We start from the raw sequence: 18,141 nt of genomic DNA on the forward strand, positions 1-18,141 counted from the left end.
CAAGAAACGACTGATCAGGAAACTCTTTTCCGAGGAGAACGTAACGGGCGTGACCCTGTCGGGTTCACCCGCCCCGGCTCAGGCCAGAACCGGTATCCCGGTCTGTTTTGCTTTTTCCTCGGGCTCAACGTGAATATGGATGATGGCGCGGCCGATATGGCGGCGCAGCGCATGTTCCACGCGATCGCAGATATCATGCGAGGCCGACACGCTCATGGCACCCGGAACGACCAGATGGAATTCGATGAAGCTGACACTGCCCGCTGTGCGCACCCGGATATCATGCGCCTCGATCGCGCCTTCCGCATGTTCGGAAATCACGGCACGGATCATCTGGAGCGTGTCGGAATCGGGGGCCTCGTCCATGAGGCCGGCGATGGAATGCTTCATCATGTCAAAGCCGACGCGCAGCACGTTGAGCGCCACGAGCCCGGAGAGAATGGCATCGAGGCGCGCATAGCCGGTCAGCGGAATGAAGGCGATCCCGACAACCAGAACGACCGTGGTCCAGACGTCGGAGATCACATGCCGCCCGTTAGCGGTCAGCGCAGGGGAGCGGCGCAATGTACCCTGACGCACCAGGATCAGGCCCCAGACCAGATTGACCACCCCGCCCAGCGCGTTGAACGCGATGCCGCGCCACGGGGCGATCTCGATATTGGGAGCGAGCCAGCTCTTCCACGCCACCCAGGCGATACCGATTGCCGTCAGGACCACGAGCACAGCCTCGGTCACGGCCGAGAGATACTCGGCCTTGTCATGGCCATAGGTGTGATTGTCATCGGCGGGGCGCTGCGCGACTTTCAGCGCCCAGAGCGCACCGATGGCAGCGGCGACATTGATGATCGTCTCGAGCGCGTCAGAAAGCAGCGCGGCGCTGCCGCTCACGCGCCAGGCAATATATTTGAGACTGAGCGCAACAAGGCTGACCGCCAGAGACATCCAGCCGAAGGCCGTTTTTTCCGGCTGTTTCAGCATGACGCGCCGGTTCCGCAGGAAACGGCCCCGCCGGGCGCACCGCAGGGGAAAGCCACACCAGGCGCCTCGATCTGGAAGGTGGCATGACCGATCCTGAAGCGCTTCGACAGCATGCTTCCCGCTGCACGCAGAAGCGCGTCATGGGCGGAGAGCGGCGCTTCGCTGACCAGATGCACGGTCAGGGCGGTTTCGGTTGTGCTCAGGGACCAGACATGCAGATGATGAAGATCCTCGACCCCGTCTAGGCCGCGCAAGGCGGCCGATACCTCCTCGAGGCTGATCTGCTCCGGGACGCCATCGAGTGCCATATCAAGCGATGCCCGCAACAGCGACCAGGTGCCGAAAATGATCGTCAAGCAGACGATCAGACTGACGATGGGGTCGAGAATGGTCCATCCGGTCATCATGATGATGAAGCCCGTCACGACGACGGCCAGAGACATCAGCGCATCAGCGGCCATATGCAGGAAGGCACCACGCAGATTGAGGTCATCCTTCCCGCCGCGCATGAAGAGGAGCGCCGTCCCCCCATTCACCAGAATGCCGCCTGCGGCCACAAGCATGACCACGCGCCCGGCCACCTCGCCGGGATTGGCCAGGCGCGTCACGGCCTCCCAGATGATCCCGCCCGTGACGAGCAGGAGCAGAACGGCATTGCCCAGAGCGGAGAGAATGGTCGACCGTTTGAGGCCATAAGTGAAGCGTGCGGAGGGCGCGCGTCGCGCCAGGCTGTGCGCGAGCCATGCGGCGCCCAGACCGAGCACATCGGAAAGATTATGTCCGGCATCCGAGAGCAGTGACAGGGAGTGCGCCAGAATGCCCCAGACGGTCTCAGCGACGATATAGGCGATATTCAGCCCCATGCCGATGAGAAAGGCCGATCCATAACTTGCCGGAGCATGAACATGATTATGGCCCGGGCCATGGTGATGGCCATGCGCGCCATGATCATGGCCGTGATGATCATGGCCGTGATGGTCATGGTCTTCGCCCTCTTGCGCATGATCGCCGGACTCGGCGTGGTCATGGGCCGTATGGGCATGGGCGTGATCACGGCAGGCATGCGTTTCACCCGTACGGGCGTGATCATGGGGGCCGTGATCCCTGTTGGAATCATGGGCGCATGGGTTTTCGGCCATGGGGGCGCCTTCGGTGAGTCGTCGTCAGACCGTTCCTATACGGCATCGGGCGCTTGAAAGCCAAGGTTCGGCGGCATGGGGCTCTGCGGCGCCTGTCGTAGTCTAACATGTAGTAGTTAAGGTGCTGGAACCGCTCAATATATACAAAAAGTCACAATATATCAAACTATGCTTATGGTTTGAGGATATTAAACAGTCATTAATATAGATTGATTGATAACGAAATGATTATTCATGAACACATGCTCTCTAATCTTGCGGGAAAGGGTTTGTCATGAAAATCGTCAATTTCGTTATTGAATTATCAGTCCGGCTGGGTTGGTATGCGGAGCGCCACCGAGGGTGCGCAAATGTTGACGATATTGTAACAGCTGGATGACCTGGGGATTTTTTCCCTTCCGGCTGCCGCTTGCTTTCTGGTTGGTTCTGACATGTCCGGGTGTTTGTCGATTACTGCTCATGACTTTCGCTTTGCGGCAGGAGTGTACGCGTCTCCTCGACTGATGCGGCGTGTTGTTCCGGCAGTTCAGGCATGAGCCCCACTGAGCCGCGGCATTCAGGGGGGAATGCAGGAACGGATCTCGCACTCCCGGAGAGGGGGGATCGGAATCTTCGTCGCCGCAATGACAAGAACAAGGACTTCATGATGCGATCAGCGCGCTTTTCCCTTACTGGCATGATGCTGACCGCCATGCTTTGCGGGTCTTCTGCGCTGGCTTCAGAGCCACTCCCCTATGCGCCCATGAACCCCGCCCGCATGTCGGAGGTTATTCGCACGCTGGCCTCCGATCCCTTCGAGGGGCGGGCGCCCGGGACGATCGGGGCAATCAAGACGGTGAACTACCTCGTTGCCCAGTTGCAGGCGATCGGGCTGGAACCTGCTGGCGAGAATGGCGGCTGGACCCAGGAAGTGCCGATGATCCATACCAAGATCGCGCCGGACTCCATTGCCCAGTTCCGTATTGGATCGGATCGATCCATCGATTTCCATCAGGCCAGCGAAATCTATCTGACCACGAGTGTGCCCTCCTCCCGGATCGAGATCACCGAGGCCCCCCTCGTCTTTGTCGGTTACGGCGTGAATGCCCCCGGCCGCGACTGGGACGATTTCAAGGATGTGGATCTGAAGGGCAAGATTGCTGTCATCCTGATCAATGATCCGGATTTCAGGGCGAAGCCGGGTGAGCCCGTGGCGGAGCGTTTCGGCGGGCGCGGCATGACCTATTTCGGGCGCTGGACCTACAAGTATGAGGAAGCGGCTCGACGCGGTGCCGTGGGCGCGCTGATCATCCATGATACAGAGGCCGCGTCTTATCCCTGGAGCACCGTGATCGCGCCAGGTGGAGAGACTTTCGATCTTGATCGCAAGAATGCCGACCAGACGCTCGTTCTCAAGGGCTGGGTGGAGGGCAGGGCGGCCCATGACCTGTTTGCCCGTGCGGGGTTGGATCTCGACAAGCTGAGCGAACAGGCGCGGCGTCCCGATTTCAGGCCGGTCATTCTCCCCAGGGCGACGCTGACAACGCGGCTTGAGGTCGAGACGCAGCACATGCAGAGCCGCAATGTTCTGGCCAAGCTGCCCGGCACGACCCACCCGGAGGAGACGATCATTTATGGCGCGCACTGGGATGCGTTCGGCAAGAGCAAGGGACCGCATGGCGATACGATGATCCGCCACGGGGCGATCGATGACGCCTCAGGGGTTGCGGCGGTGCTCGAAATTGCGCGTGCCTTCAAATCCGGACCGGCCCCGGAGCGTACTATCCTCTTTGCTGCCTGGACGGCGGAGGAGCGCGGTCTGCTCGGCTCCACCTGGTATGCCGAGCACCCGCTCGTCTCTCTGCCCAAGACCGTCGCCAATTTTACCATCGATGTGCTGCAGATGGCTGGCATGTCGCACAATGCCTTTCTGGTGGGCGCAGGGCAGGACAGTCTGCAGGATGATTTCGTCACGATTGCAAAATCGCAGGGACGTGTGACCCAGCCGGAGGCCCTGCCCGAGCGAGGCGCCTTCTATCGCGCGGATCATCTGCCTTTTGCGCGGGCGGGCGTGCCGGTTCTGCCGATCATGGATCTGGCGGGTTATCCCGACCTCGTGAAGGGCGGCGTGCCCGCCGGGCGCAAATGGCTTGAGGGATATATGGTCTGTTACCACCAGCCATGCGACTCCTGGAGCGCGAGCTGGGATCTGCGTGGTGCGGCTGAGGACGCGGCTGCACTCTATGAAGTTGGACGCAGCCTCGCTTTTTCGCGCATGTGGCCTGTGTGGAAGCAGGGCTCGGAATTCAAGGCGGTTCGCGATCGTACCGAGGCCGAGCGCCCGGCTCTGTAAGGATTGGGGGACTGCCGGGCGCGTCCCGGCCCCCTGTCCGCTCGCGCGCACGCTGCTATTCTTCTTGACAAGCAACCCCTGGGCATGACTTCCAGCCGGGATGATCCGGCTTACCGAACTCAGGCTTCCGCTCGACCACGATGACACGGCACTGCGCGCCGCCATCGTCACGCGTCTTGGCATCGACGATTCCGCCTTGCACGACTTCACCATGGCCCGTCGCGGCTATGATGCGCGAAAGCGCGGGCGCATCGTGCTGGTTTACAGCGTCGATTGCGTGGTTGACGACGAAGCTTCTCTGCTCGCCCGTCACGAAAACACCCCCTCCATCATGCCCAGCCCCGACACGCAGTATGTGTTGCCCACGGCAAGCCCGGGTGCGTTACGCCCGGTTGTGATCGGTGCCGGGCCTTGCGGGGTCATGGCAGCGTTGATTCTGGCGCAGGCAGGGCTGCGCCCCATCGTGATCGAGCGCGGAAAGATCGTGCGTGAGCGCACCATCGATACCTTTGCCCTGTGGCGTCGGTCCGAGTTGACGCCCGAGAGCAATGTCCAGTTCGGCGAGGGCGGGGCCGGGACGTTTTCTGACGGCAAGCTGTATAGCGGCGTAAGCGACCCACGCCACCTTGGCCGCAAGGTGATGGAGGAATTCGTCAAGGCCGGGGCGCCCGAAGAGATCCTCTATGTCTCAAAGCCTCATATCGGCACGTTCCGCCTTGTTTCCATGGTCGAACATATCCGTGCCGAGATCGAGGCGCTGGGCGGGGAGTATCGTTTCGGTGTGCGGGTAGATGGGCTGGTAACCGAAGGAGACCCCCGCAGACTCACGGGTCTGGTGCTCTCTGACGGTACGACGCTCGAAACTGACCGCGCCATTCTGGCGGTGGGGCATAGCGCGCGCGATACGTTCGAGATGTTGCGCCAAGCGGGCGTACCGATGCAGGCCAAGCCCTTCTCGATCGGTGTACGGATCGAGCATCCGCAATCGCTGATCGATTGCGCGCGATTTGGCGATCAGGGAGGGCATCCGCTTCTGGGCGCCGCTGACTACAAGCTGGTACATCATGCCAGTAATGGTCGTGCCGTCTACTCCTTCTGCATGTGCCCCGGAGGGACCGTTGTGGCGGCGACTTCGGAGCCCAACCAGGTGGTGACCAATGGCATGAGCCAGTACTCGCGTGCCGAGCGCAACGCGAATGCTGGGATCGTGGTCGATGTGTCGCCGGAGCGCGACTACCCCGATGATGTTCTGGCGGGCGTTGCCTTCCAGCGTCACTGGGAGCGGGCAGCCTTCATCGCCGGAGGCGGTGACTACAAGGCGCCTGCGCAGCGTGTGGAAGATTTCCTAGTCGGTCGACCGTCCACCACGCTGGGCGACGTTGTGCCCTCCTACAAGCCGGGTGTTACCCCTACCGATCTGTCTCTCTGCCTACCGGATTTTGCCGTGCAGGCCATTCGTGAGGCGCTGCCGGCTTTCGAGCGCAAGCTCAAGGGTTTCTCGATGGGCGACGCCGTGCTGACCGGCGTCGAAACGCGAACCTCATCCCCCATTCGTCTGCCCCGTACCGCCGAGGGACAGAGCCCCGGATTGATCGGGCTTTTCCCTGCCGGTGAGGGTGCAGGGTATGCGGGCGGTATTCTTTCGGCCGGGATCGACGGGATCAGAGCGGCGGAATGGGTCATAGGGGCGCATGATACGCGCCAATCAATCGGCTGATCCACGGGGTGCCTTGATGAGTGCCGCGTAATTTCTCAGCAAAAAATCTTTCCGGGACCGTTATTATTTGGTGAGCGCTCATAAAAGTTTCGTAAAATCCGGATAATATCCTCATAAAACCGTCAACGACTGGCGCCGTTGCAGGCTTGTTCCTCTTCCGTGGAGACAAGCATCATGACGCTCATCGATCCCCGCTCGCGCTATCCGCGCCCGCCCTTCGACATTCAGCCGCAGGAATTTCCCGGCGTTTCCGCCAAGATGAAGCCCCAGCCCGATTATGGCGACGAAAGCTACCGTGGTAGCGCGCGGCTCAAGGGGCTTGTTGCCCTGATCACAGGCGGTGATTCCGGCATCGGCCGCGCCGTTGCTGTGGCGTTCGCCAAGGAGGGGGCCGATATCGCGCTCTCTTATCTCGAGGCCGAGCAGACCGATGCACAGGATATCGCGGCCTCGGTCGAGAAGGCCGGCGCGCGCTGTCTGCTTCTGCCGGGCGATATTCGCGAAAAACCTGTTTGCGAGAAGCTGGTCAGTGAGACGGTCGAGGCGTTTGGCGGGCTGGATATCCTGGTCAATAACGCAGCCTTCCAGCATCCGCGGGAGAACTTCCTCGAAATCGAGGACGAGGAATGGCGTCGTCACTTCGATACCAATGTCCACGCCATGTTCTACCTGACCAAGGCCGCATTGCCGCATCTCAAGCCGGGCGCATCGATCATCAATACGTCGTCGGTCAATACGCGTACGCCAATGCCCATTCTTATTCCCTATTCCATGACCAAGGCTGCCATCGCCAATTTCACGGTCGGGCTTGCCGGGAGTCTCGTGGAAAAGGGCATAAGGGTGAATGCAGTGCTTCCAGGCCCGATCTGGACCCCGTTCATCGCAACCGGCATGCCACCCGAGCAGCACAAGGATTTTGGATCTCAGGCGCCGATGGGCCGTCCGGGTCAGCCCGCCGAACTGGCTGGCGCCTATGTCTACCTGGCTGATCCTAATAACAGCTACACAACAGGTGCGCTCCTCCCTGTGCATGGCGGCATGCCGCAGCTTTAGCCCTGCGGATCTCTCAAGTCCGAAATATGCCCGATGCGTAATGAGGCGTATCGGGTATTTTTTTGGGAGCGTGATGGCATGTCGTCTGTTCACGGAATGGGACAGGCGAGACAGAAAACTCGACGCGGCCCCGCATCGTTGCGTTGACCTAACGTTAAACGCGATATCGCCCGGCCCAGCCGTTTTTGACATAATTCCTCATTATATAACGTTTGTCGTTTCGGAACCATGTTGGTAAGTCATGCTCAAGAAAGCGAGAGGATGACGTCAAAGGTCAGGGAGAGCGTATCCCCGGTCGTTGTGTCTCTTTTCGCCACGAATTCTGCGCTTTGGAAGTATTCGCGATTATTATTGAATAAATCGTCGCGATCTCACGCCCTGCCGTCGCGGTTATGGCGCCAATGCGCATTCAGAGCATTGAAGGATTCTGAGAATGGCGACAAAAATTACCGGTACGTGGTCTGCCGTTCTTAATGACCGTGGCGTGACTGTCTATCAAAGTGGCGGTGTGACCTATGATGGACCCGTGCAGCTCACAGGCGCAGCGACGCTTTATGTGACGAGTGGCGCCGTGGCGTCAGGCGTCACGAATTCCGGCAATATTCCCAACGTTGTCGTGTCATCCGGCGGCACTCTGCTCAGCTCAACCATCGTGAATGGCTATGTCTCTGCCTTGCAGGGCGCCACGACCAGCAGCAACATGTTCAGCTCCGACCCGGTCTATTTCTTCAGCGGGGCCTCGTCGATCGGGGATAGTTTCTACGCGGGTCCCGGTTATGGTGCCGACACAGCCTATTTCAGTGCCGGATCCGTGGTGAGCAACGCCGTTACGCTATCCGGTGGCCCAATGGTTTTCAATTCGGGTGCGACCGTCAATGGCGTTACCGTCTCCGCAGGTGGCGTTGTGACGTTCAGCGCGGGCTCGGTGGTGTCCAATCTGTCGATTCAGCCTGGCGGTTCGGCATTTATCAGCACTGTCATGAGCACGCCCCACACCACGCCACCGGTCATGCCCTCCAGTAACGTCACCACTGTGACAGGTACCTGGTCCGCCGTCATGAGTGGCGGCAAGACGGTCTATGTGAGCGGGACAGGAGCGAAGCTTGAAGCACCGCTGCGCCTGAATGGCGGGACACTCTACATCATGAGCGGTGCCGTCGTGTCCGGTCTGCTTGCCTCGGGTGGCTATCCGACGATCTCGGTCTATAACGGGGGAACGCTGCTCAATTCCCAGGTGCATAATGGCTATGTCACGATCGCCAGCGGCGGTGTCACCAGCGGCAATCTGATGAACTCGAACCCGATGACCTATTCTTCCGGCGCGAGTTCGGTCAACGACATCTTTCTCAATAGCGGTTATGGCGCCGACACGGTCACGGCGCTTAACGGTGCAACGCTGATCAATCCCCAGATATCGGAAGGCGCTCCCGTAGTGGTCAGCAGCGGGGCGACCATCATCAACCCGGCTGTAACTTCGGGGGGGCAGCTATCGATCTATGGTGGCACTGCCACGACCTGCTTCCTTTCCGGAGCCCGTATCGAAACACCCCAGGGACCGGTAGCCGTCGAGACTCTCACTGCCGGGCAGCAGATCATCGTCTATCGCGACGAATATCCCTGCATCGAGACGATTATGCGCGTCAGCAAAGGACAGGCTATCGTCGAGAATGTGCGGGAAGACGATCTTGCCGGTTATCCGGTCCGGATCTGTGCGCATAGCCTCGGACGTGATCTTCCCGATAGCGATCTGCTCGTTACGGCTGAACATTGCCTCTACTTCGCCGGCGGCTTCATCCCAGTCCGTATGCTCGTCAACGGGGAATCCATTCGTTACGAACGCGCGCTGAGGCAGTATGACTACTACCATGTCGAACTCGCGACCCATGGCATTATCCGCGCGAACAAGGTGCTGACTGAAAGCTACCTCGACACGGTCTCAAGACTTGGGGAGGGTCAGAATGGAGAAGCCCCGTCTTATAGGCGCTGGGCAACCCATGGCGCTGCGCCCCTGCGGACTGATCGTGACTTCGTCGAGCCGATCTATGATGAGATTCTGGCGCGCTGTGGTTCCTCGGCACGCGAGGATTCACGGGTCGAACACGAACACGATCTGCATTTGCTGACCGATGAAGGGCTGCGTATCGATCTGAAGCGCCGGGCGGGAAACCATTTCCTGTTCACGCTGCCGCCGGGCATCGCGCGTGTACGGTTGGTGTCACGCAGCGCACGACCATGCGATACATATGGGTCATTTGTGGATGATCGTCGCAGGCTGGGCGTTCTGGTCGGTGAGGTCACACTTTATCGCTCGGACGCAGCTCATGCGATACGCAGCCATCTCGACGGCGCGGACCTGCCGGGCTGGGACGAGGGACCGGAGCAGGGATGCCGCTGGACCTCGGGCTACGCGACCCTTCCAATCGACCATGCTGATGAATGCGCGGCCGCGATGCTGTCGATCCACGTCCTCGCTGGCGGGCCTTATCGTGAATCCCCCCGGCGCGGCGGGGTGCTTCACCCCATCATGTGACGCTGGTTTGTCAGCACCCAGAGCGTACCGCCCACCATCAGCACGACGATCAGCAGCGAGAACAGGATAAGCTGCAGATCGTCGCGATGGGAGCGCGACAGATCGATGTGCAGGAAAAACCGGAAATGCACGATGACCTGCACGAGTCCTGCGACAGCGATGACCCAAATCAGGGCACCGGGGGAGAACAACCCCAGCATGACCCCGGCGAATGGAATGGCGGAAAGCAGGATGGCGGATGCGAGCCCGATAATATAGCCGTGCAACTCCTGCCGGCGTTCCGCAGCATGATCATCGTTCATGACAGAACTCCCAGCAGATAGACGATCGAAAAAATTCCGATCCAGACGATATCCAGAAAATGCCAGAACAGGGCGAGGCGCATGAAGCGCGTCTGCACCAGCGGGTCGAGGCCGAACTTCGCGACCTGGGCGAACATGATCACCATCCAGATACAGCCGCTCGTCACATGCAACCCATGGGTCCCAATCAGCGCCCAGCTTGCCGAGAGCCAGCCCGACCGCGAGGGCACACCGCCTTTTGACGCCATGGTGAAGAAGTCGTGCAGCTCGAGCGACAGGAAGGCCAGGCCGAGCATCAGGGTGACGCCAAACCAGAACAGCGTCTTTGCGGTCGATCGGTCATAGCGCATCGCAAGTGTTGCAAGGCCGCATGTGAAGCTGCTGAGCAGCAGCGCTACAGTCTCCCAGGCTGCCGAACCGAGATCGAAGAGCTCGTGCGGACCCGGCCCCCCTGCGAGGGAATGGCCCATCGTTGCGTAGGTGGCGAACAGCATCGAGAAAATGATGAGGTCGCTCATGAGAAAGACCCAGAAGCCAAAAAGCGCCTCCTCTGCCTCGGAGCGCGCAGCTTCCTTGCGGGACTCGGGCGCCGCATTGCTCATGCGAATACCGATATGGCTCGGACCCTTGCCGTGTATTGCCTGCGCCATCACACGGGCTCCCTGACCAGGCCGCGATTGGCGGCAGTGAACATCGCGTCATTGGCGATGGCTGGGCTCTCACGCAGCGTCAGCAGCCAGCGTTCTTCTGTCTCACGTATGTCGGCGGCGGGGATGATCCGGAACGTATCGCGGTTGAAGCTGCGAGCGATGATCGCTCCGAAAAACACCCCTGCGCCCAACAGCACAGCCCACCAGACATGCCATGTCAGGGCAAAGCCGAAGATCCCACTTGCCACACAGCACACAAAGCCAACCGGTGTGTTCGAGGGGAGTTCGATATCGTAATAATGTTCCGGTGCACGCCAGGCCGTATGCTGCTTTTTGGCCTGATGGAACGCATCGACACTGTCGATCTGCGGAATGAGCGCGAAATTATACTCTGGGGGTGGGGCGGCAATCGACCATTCCAGAGTACGCCCGTTCCATGGATCGCCCGCCGGTACGGCAAGGCTTTGGCGGTCACGTATGCTGGTCCAGAGCTGGATCACCATACTGGCCAGTGCACAAAGCACGAGCAGCGCGCCGAAGAGGGCGACCCAGAGATAAGGCCGATAGACGGCCTCGAAAAATTCCTGGCTACGACGGGGCATCCCCAGCGCCCCAACGATATAGAGCGGCATGAACGCCAGGATGAAGCCTCCAACCCAGCAGCCGAAGATGATCCGTCCCCAGCCCTCGTGCAGGCGGAAACCGAAGGCCTTGGGAAACCAGTAATGATAGGCGCTCAGCATCCCGAAAAGCAGACCGGGGATCAGCATGTTGTGAAAATGGGCCACGAGAAAGAGCGTGTTGTGCACCTGATAATCGAAACCCGGATTGGCCAGCATGACGCCCGTGGCGCCACCGACGACGAACAGCACCATGAAGGCGCAGGCATAGAGCATGGGCACGCTGATGCGGATGCGCCCGCGCACCATGGTCAGAAGCCAGTCATAGACTTTCACACCGGTCGGAATGGCGATGAGCATGGTGGCGATGCCGAAGATCGCGTTGACATTCCCGTCCTGCCCCATGGTGAAGAAATGATGCAGCCATACCGTAAAGGACAGCACGGCGATGGAGATCGTGGCCCAGACCAGTGAAGTGTAGCCATAGAGCCGCTTGTTCGAGAACGTGGCGATGGTTTCCGAATAGACGCCAAAGGCGGGCAGGATCAGGATGTAGACTTCCGGATGACCGAACAGCCAGAACATGTTGATGTAATTCATCATGTTCCCGCCCAGTTCATTGGTGAAGAAATGCATCCCCAGATAGCGGTCCATCGCCAGCATGAGCGTGGCGACCGTCAGCGGCGGCATGGCAAAAATCATCAGGATGGAAATACACAGAGCCGTCCATGCAAAAAGCGGCATGCGGAACAGGGTCATGCCCGGCGCGCGCTTCTTGTAGATGGTGACGGCAAAATTGATGCCCGTCATCGTGTTGCCGATCGAACTCAGTGTCAGAGCCCAGATCCAGTAATCAACTCCGACACCGGGGCTGAAAGAGAGCTCGGTATAGGGGGGATACCCAGTCCAGCCACCGGTCGAGAACTTGCCAATGCACAGTGAGATCATCATCAGCACCGCGCCCGCACTGGTCAGGCCGAGGCTGATGGAATTCATGGCCGGAAAGGAGACGTCTCGCGCGCCGATCTGAAGTGGCATGGCAAAATTGTAGATGCCGATCAGGAACGGCATGGCCATGAAGAAGATCATGATCGTGCCATGCGTGGTGAAAAGCTGCGCAAAATGCTCGGGCGGTATGAAACCGGGGTTGTTATAGGCGACGGCCTGTTGCGAGCGCATGACGGCTGCCTCGACCACAGCGCGCGCCAGCATCACGAATGACACCACTACATACATGATGCCGATGCGTTTATGGTCGACACTGGTCAGCCAGTCGGTCCAGAGCGATCTCCATCCCTTGATCCAGGTTACGAAGACCAGCACGGCCAGAGCGCCGAGCATTACCACCGAGGCGGCTCCCGTGGCGATGGCGCTGTAGAAGGGCAGGGCGTCATAGCCAAGATTGCCGAACAGAAAATGGCGCAAATGCTGATCTCCGGTCATGGAAGCGCTGTGTGGGCAGCGCGAGGGTCAGGCTCGATCAGCCAGGAGTATGGGGGACGGAAGTGAGGGGTTCCGAGGTGACAGTCATGGAGGGATCGTACCGACTGACGATGTCATGGAAGAAGTGAACCGGCACTTCCGAAAAGCTCGGCGTGGCTGCGCGCGGGTCATGCATCAATGTCTGCGCGGATTGGCGCCCGTTTTCCTGACGTCTCAGGAGAGCATAGGTGGCGGAATCCAGATGCAGGGTGCTGGCACGCGCCTGGGATAACCACTGCTCGAAATGATCAGGAGCCACCACATCGACGGCAAATTTCTGGTCCTGAAATCCCATCCCGTTAAACTGGGTGTTTTCGCCCAGATATCGCCCGGGGCGATCTGCCAGCAGATGCAATCGCGTGACCATTCCTGCCATGGCGTAGATCTGGCTGCCGAGCGAAGGAATGAGAAAGGACTGCATGGTCGCGTCAGAGGTCAGGCGAAACAGGACCTCGCGTCCCTGAGGTAGCACCAGATGATCCAGGCTCGCCACATGGGCGTCAGGATAGATGAACAGCCATTTCCAGTTGAGGGCGACCACATCGATGGTCATGGCCGGCTCGTCGTGAATGGCGCGGTCGGGGCTGTAGCGACGTTCCGGCCCCCAGACCAGCAGGGAGAAGGCGATGACCACGATGGCCGGGAAGCCCCAGACCAGAAACTCGAGGGGGAGTGCGAAATCCCAGTCCGGACGAAAGGTGGCCTTGCTGTTACTGGCACGATAATGCCAGAGGCAGAAAGGTACACCGATCAGTACAGGCAGGATGACCAGAGTGAGCCCCCCCACCAGCAGTCCGAACCAGTAACGTTGCAAGGCGGCAATGGGACCGGCCGGGTCGAGGAAGGAGATATGGTCAGTCTGGCACCCGGCGAGCAGGCACAAAGGTACAGCCATGGTCAGGGTCAGGCGAAGGGCGTGGAGGCCCTGACGCAGGGCCGACGTGGTCTGTATCGGTCTCGGCACGTGCTCTGGGTTCCATCGCAAGGGTTCGCCCAGAGTAACTCGCGATCGTGATCAGCGTTTCCCCGTTCCCATCTTAAAATGTCTTTTCATGTCAGCACCCATGAACGCGGAAGGCGCGCCTGTCCTGACGCAGGACTGATTTGCAGAGGGGGATTTCGGGGCTAAGATGGCGCTGAGGCAACCCGGACCGGACTCCCGCGTCTGAACACCAAGCCTGGTCGAACAAGAAGGAGGCGAAGGTCATGTTCCCACGTTCTTTTGCGGCTTTTGCCGCTTCAGTCCCGCTCTGCCTTCTTGCGGTTTCCGCCTATGCGGTACCGGGTGCCACAACGCCCATCACGCCTCAGGCCTCCGCGCCTGCCAGCAATGCGACGCCGGCCGAGGATTCGGCCATCAACTTCACGTTGCAAGAAGTGGGTGGTGGGCTCGGTTATGAGTGGGGAAAAGGCACGCTGCATCATAATGGCAAGGATTACGCGTTCGAGATCGGGGGCGGTGGTATTGCCTCCATCGGCTATATCGCGGTCAAGGGCACGGGCACGGTCAAGGATCTCACCCGTCTCGATCAATTCGATGGCACTTACTGGACAGTGAAGGCCGATGCGGCGATTGGCTCTGGCGTAGGGGCCGCAGTACTGGAGAACCAGTACGGTGTGAAGCTTGACCTAAGGATGTCGATCAAGGGCGCTCATGTCGGTGCCTCGGTCATGCGGTTGCGTTTTCGTCTGCTGCCGGACAAGACCGAGAAGCTCGCTGCTCAGTAGGCTTCCCCCAGGCAGAGATTTGAACGCATTCACTGACAAGCAAGGGTGACCCGGAATGGAAATGACCGGCTGGCGCGTCACGGGCGCGGCGCTGAGCTTCATCATCCAGCTGATCTTCATTGGCCGTGCACTCATGAGGCCGCATCGGCAGCCAGCCTCGCGTGTCGCATGGGTCGCGATCATCGCGGCCCTGCCTGTGCTCGGAACGCTCGCCTATCTCATGCTTGGTGAAACCAATATGGGATCGCGCCTCGTCAGCCGGATAACCGAGGCCCGCAAGACCTTGCGCGTGCCCGGTAAAGCCGATGAAGCCCTTATCGACGCGGAGGAGAAATACCGCCTTCCACCCCGTCTCGCACCGCTTTTCCGGGTGGGCCAGTCCGCCAGCGGTTATCCGCCGGAAGGGGGTAACAAGGCCAGTCTCCTGCCTGACTCGAACGCTGCGATCGCCTCAATGGTGAGGGATATCGACGCCGCCCGGGACCACGTGCATATCTGCTTCTATATCTGGCTCACCGATCATAACGGGATGCAGATCGTCGAAGCCGTGTGCCGCGCGGCTTCCCGCGGCGTCCGGTGCCGGATCATGGCCGATGATCTTGGCTCGCGTCATCTCATCCATCATGAAGCATGGAAGAAAATGGAGCGCGCTGGTGCTCATGTAGTGCGTGCCATGCCGCTCGGTAACATCGTAACCTGGCCACTGCATGGGCGCATGGATATGCGCAATCATCGCAAGATCGTGGTGATCGATAATCGTTTGACCTATTGCGGCAGCCAGAACTGCGCCGACCCCGAATTCCGCCCCAAGGCGCGTTTTGCGCCATGGGTGGACCTGATGACCCGTTTCGAAGGGCCGGTAGTACTGCAGAACCAGCATCTCTTCGCAACGGACTGGATGGCGCACACGGATGAGGATCTGGGACCGCTCCTTGCCTCTGCCACCCTGGTAGAGGGGGAAGGCTTCGTAGCCCAGGTAATCGGCACCAGTGCCGCACTGCGCTATGCCGCCATGCCCGAGGTGTTCGTTTCGCTCATGAATGCGGCCTCACGTGAGCTCACGATCACCACCCCCTATTACGTCCCCGATGAGCCCATCCAGGCGGCGCTCTGTGCTTCGGCGCGCAGAGGGGTCAAGGTGACGCTGACCGTGCCTACCCGCAATGATTCCTGGATCGTGGCAGGTGCCAGCCGAAGCTATTATGCCGAGCTTCTTGAAGCAGGTGTGCGCATTTTCGAATATCCGCTCGGACTTCTGCATACCAAGGCGCTGACACTGGATGGCGGGATGGGCATGATCGGCTCGGCCAATCTCGACCGACGCAGCTTCGACCTGAATTTCGAGAACAATATCCTCTTTGCCGACAAGGACTTCACGGCTCAGATCCATGCGCGCCAGGAAAGCTATCTGCGTGATGCCGTGGAGATTACGCTCGACGATGTCCGTGCCTGGCCATGGTATCGCCGTCTGTGGAACAACACGCTGGCGATGATCGGCCCCGTTCTGTGAACGAGGCTCTAAGTCTGGGGAGTGTCCTGCGCCAGTATCGCACTAAGGCGCGCTGTCCATGCTTCGTGGCGCGGCAGCGCATACGCGCCTGACTGCGCGATTTCACGCACCGACAGGCTGTTGACCAGCCATGCTCCCCGGGATGCGCACAGAGCATCCGGGGTGATGCTCTTCTCGACGCATTGGCCGGTTGCGAGCAGCGCCGCGCGTGCGATCCCTGCCAGCGCCCCATCCTCAAGCGGCGGTGTGACCAAATGGGAGCCGTCCAGAATAACAAGGCTGGCTGCGCTGGATTCAGCGATATGCTGCCCGTCACCCGAGAGAAGCAGCGCATCATCAAACCCCGCCTCACTGGCCTCGAGACGGGCAAGGATCTGAGGCAGGTAGTTCAGATGCTTGATGCGGCTCAGGGGCGAGGCTCCGTCCCGACGCCAGGGGCTGATCTGTACGCGGCAGGGCAGTAATGCGGCGGCGGGAAGGGCCTGGGTGATCAGAAGCGTCGGGGTTGGGGTGGCTGGGGGGAGCACCCCGCGCGGCCCTGCGCCACGGGTCAGGGTTAGGCGTAACGAACCTTCTGCAGCACCATTGGCGGCAACCAGTTGGTCCAGCGCCGCCTGCAGCATCGCGAGATCGGGCAAAGGCAGACGCAGCAGTGCCGCTCCGGCGGTCAACCGGGCCAGATGCGCTTGCAGACGCAGGATTTTTCCTGCGCTGAGACGCATGGTCTCGAAGAGGCCATCCCCCAGCAGTAGCCCCCGGTCCTGTGGGTCGATGCGCGCTTCGGAAACGGCTTCGAGCCCCTGATTGTGCCAGAGAAATTTCATGAGCCGAACAGCGCCAGCAAGGCTTCGGCTTTGAGGCGCAGTTCTTCATATTCGCGCTCCGGATCGGAGAGCGTGGTGATGCCGCACCCAACGCCGAGACTTATTTCCTGCGCGGACATCAGCAGACTGCGGATGATCACGCTGCTGTCGAGCGCGCCATCCGCGCCGATGCGAAAGAGCGTTCCGCAATAGGCCCCGCGCGCGGAGCGCTCGATCTGGTCGATCACCTTGAGTGCCTGATGTTTGGGAGCGCCCGTCACTGAGCCCGACGGGAGCGTGGCGCGCAACAGATCGAGCGCGGTTCTGCCTTGCTCGATTTGTCCCTGCACCGAAGACACCAGATGATGCACATGGGCAAAGCGCTCGACGGCGCAGAGCACGGGCACCTGAACCGAGCCGATCTGTGCCACACGCCCGATATCATTGCGCATCAGGTCGGTGATCATCAGGTTTTCGGCATATTCCTTCTCATCACACGCGAGAGAGGCGGCAATGATCGCGTCTTCCTCAGGACTGGCACCGAGCGGGGCGGTGCCCTTGATCGGGCGCGTCTCGATCGCGCCCGAGGGTGCCATGCTCAGGAACCGCTCGACCGACGCGCTGAGCAGTGCAAAGCCGGGCAGGCTGAAGAGCGCGCCGAAAGGCGCAGGGGACGTGCGACGCAGGGTGCGATACAGCCCCGCTGCCGTGAGCCCTTCGGGCCGCTGCGCGCGGAATTGCGTGGTCAGATTGGCCTGGAACATTTCCCCCTGGTCGATCCGTGCGATCATCTCTTTGACGGCGCTGCTGTATGCCGCATGGTCGAGATCGGGCGTGAAGTCGAGCCGGGGCGTGGGGGCGAGGGGAGCGGAGCAGCATGGCAGGGCGACCGGCATGGGGGCATCGCAGGCACTGCTCCAGTACAGGCGCTTTTCCTGTCGATCGAACACGAAGGCGCCTGCATAATGCGCCGCATGGAGGGAGGGGAGCACGGGCGTATGACGCGACACGATGCCTTCGATTGCAAGCCCGGCCTCGTAGCTGGCAAGCCCGATCACCCCTCCTGAAAACGGGAGAGAGCATGGGGCTTCGGGTCTCGGAATGAGGGCTTCAAGTTGCGCCCAATTACCGGGCGTGTCGAGGGTCAGGGTCGCTTCGGGTGCGCAGCAGAAGAACGACCAGCGCGTGCGTTCGCCGATGGGGCCACCGCTATCGAGCAGCACCGACCACGGCATGTCGCCATATTGGGCCACGAAGGCATCGGGCGAGCGCCAATCCAGCGCCTGAACGATCATCG

At 60.4% G+C, this 18,141-nt stretch carries 14 protein-coding genes; 6 read left to right on the plus strand and 8 right to left on the minus strand.

Going from position 1 to position 18,141, the window contains the following annotated elements:
- Positions 1-78 precede the first annotated feature (78 nt).
- On the minus strand, positions 79-978 hold the full coding sequence (locus tag WFJ47_RS02620; protein WP_127102032.1) for a cation diffusion facilitator family transporter: 900 nt from the start codon (positions 976-978) through the stop codon (positions 79-81).
- Entirely contained in the window at positions 972-2,117 is a 1,146-nt protein-coding gene (locus tag WFJ47_RS02625) for a cation diffusion facilitator family transporter (protein ID WP_408868604.1), read from the minus strand. Before WFJ47_RS02625 ends, WFJ47_RS02620 begins: the two co-directional genes overlap by 7 nt.
- 643 nt (positions 2,118-2,760) lie before the next feature.
- Here WFJ47_RS02625 and WFJ47_RS02630 point away from each other — a divergent pair.
- From WFJ47_RS02630 to WFJ47_RS02645, 4 genes are all read left to right on the plus strand, one after another.
- A complete protein-coding gene (locus WFJ47_RS02630) occupies positions 2,761-4,449 on the plus strand; it encodes a M20/M25/M40 family metallo-hydrolase (RefSeq protein WP_408868605.1) in 1,689 nt (562 codons plus the stop codon).
- 100 nt (positions 4,450-4,549) lie between these two features.
- A complete protein-coding gene (locus tag WFJ47_RS02635; RefSeq protein ID WP_336760714.1) occupies positions 4,550-6,166 on the plus strand; it encodes an FAD-dependent protein in 1,617 nt (538 codons plus the stop codon).
- A 174-nt stretch (positions 6,167-6,340) separates the two neighbouring features.
- A complete protein-coding gene (locus WFJ47_RS02640; protein WP_336760716.1) occupies positions 6,341-7,219 on the plus strand; it encodes an SDR family oxidoreductase in 879 nt (292 codons plus the stop codon).
- 433 nt (positions 7,220-7,652) lie between these two features.
- Positions 7,653-9,749 carry a Hint domain-containing protein gene (locus tag WFJ47_RS02645; protein WP_336760717.1) on the plus strand — a complete coding sequence of 699 codons (2,097 nt, stop codon included), beginning with the start codon at positions 7,653-7,655 and terminating at the stop codon, positions 9,747-9,749.
- Here the strand turns inward: WFJ47_RS02645 and cyoD are convergent.
- Genes cyoD through WFJ47_RS02665 form a run of 4 tightly spaced genes read right to left on the minus strand, consistent with a single transcriptional unit; the run spans position 9,734 to position 13,767 of the window.
- Entirely contained in the window at positions 9,734-10,051 is a 318-nt protein-coding gene (gene cyoD, locus WFJ47_RS02650; protein ID WP_127102037.1) for a cytochrome o ubiquinol oxidase subunit IV, read from the minus strand. The genes WFJ47_RS02645 and cyoD overlap by 16 nt on opposite strands.
- On the minus strand, positions 10,048-10,701 hold the full coding sequence (locus WFJ47_RS02655; RefSeq protein WP_336760718.1) for a cytochrome (ubi)quinol oxidase subunit III: 654 nt from the start codon (positions 10,699-10,701) through the stop codon (positions 10,048-10,050). Before WFJ47_RS02655 ends, cyoD begins: the two co-directional genes overlap by 4 nt.
- A complete protein-coding gene (locus tag WFJ47_RS02660; RefSeq protein WP_336760720.1) occupies positions 10,701-12,764 on the minus strand; it encodes a cbb3-type cytochrome c oxidase subunit I in 2,064 nt (687 codons plus the stop codon). Before WFJ47_RS02660 ends, WFJ47_RS02655 begins: the two co-directional genes overlap by 1 nt.
- Positions 12,765-12,801: 37 nt before the next feature.
- Positions 12,802-13,767: a cytochrome ubiquinol oxidase subunit II gene (locus WFJ47_RS02665; protein WP_336760722.1), complete on the minus strand. Its 966-nt coding sequence runs from the start codon at positions 13,765-13,767 to the stop codon at positions 12,802-12,804.
- A gap of 242 nt (positions 13,768-14,009) precedes the next feature.
- On the opposite strand from WFJ47_RS02665, the gene WFJ47_RS02670 reads away from it, so the two are divergent.
- Together WFJ47_RS02670 and cls are read left to right on the plus strand one after the other, a co-directional pair.
- Positions 14,010-14,531, plus strand: coding sequence for a hypothetical protein (locus WFJ47_RS02670; protein ID WP_127102040.1), 522 nt, complete (start codon positions 14,010-14,012; stop codon positions 14,529-14,531).
- A gap of 61 nt (positions 14,532-14,592) precedes the next feature.
- On the plus strand, positions 14,593-16,041 hold the full coding sequence (gene cls / locus WFJ47_RS02675; protein ID WP_127102041.1) for a cardiolipin synthase: 1,449 nt from the start codon (positions 14,593-14,595) through the stop codon (positions 16,039-16,041).
- An 8-nt stretch (positions 16,042-16,049) separates the two neighbouring features.
- Here the strand turns inward: cls and WFJ47_RS02680 are convergent, their stop codons facing one another.
- Positions 16,050-16,865, minus strand: coding sequence for an aminotransferase class IV (locus WFJ47_RS02680; RefSeq protein ID WP_336760726.1), 816 nt, complete (start codon positions 16,863-16,865; stop codon positions 16,050-16,052).
- Positions 16,862-18,139 carry an anthranilate synthase component I family protein gene (locus WFJ47_RS02685; protein WP_336760728.1) on the minus strand — a complete coding sequence of 426 codons (1,278 nt, stop codon included), beginning with the start codon at positions 18,137-18,139 and terminating at the stop codon, positions 16,862-16,864. Before WFJ47_RS02685 ends, WFJ47_RS02680 begins: the two co-directional genes overlap by 4 nt.
- Positions 18,140-18,141 lie beyond the last annotated feature (2 nt).

The organism is Asaia sp. VD9 (assembly GCF_037150015.1).
Taxonomy (GTDB): domain Bacteria; phylum Pseudomonadota; class Alphaproteobacteria; order Acetobacterales; family Acetobacteraceae; genus Asaia.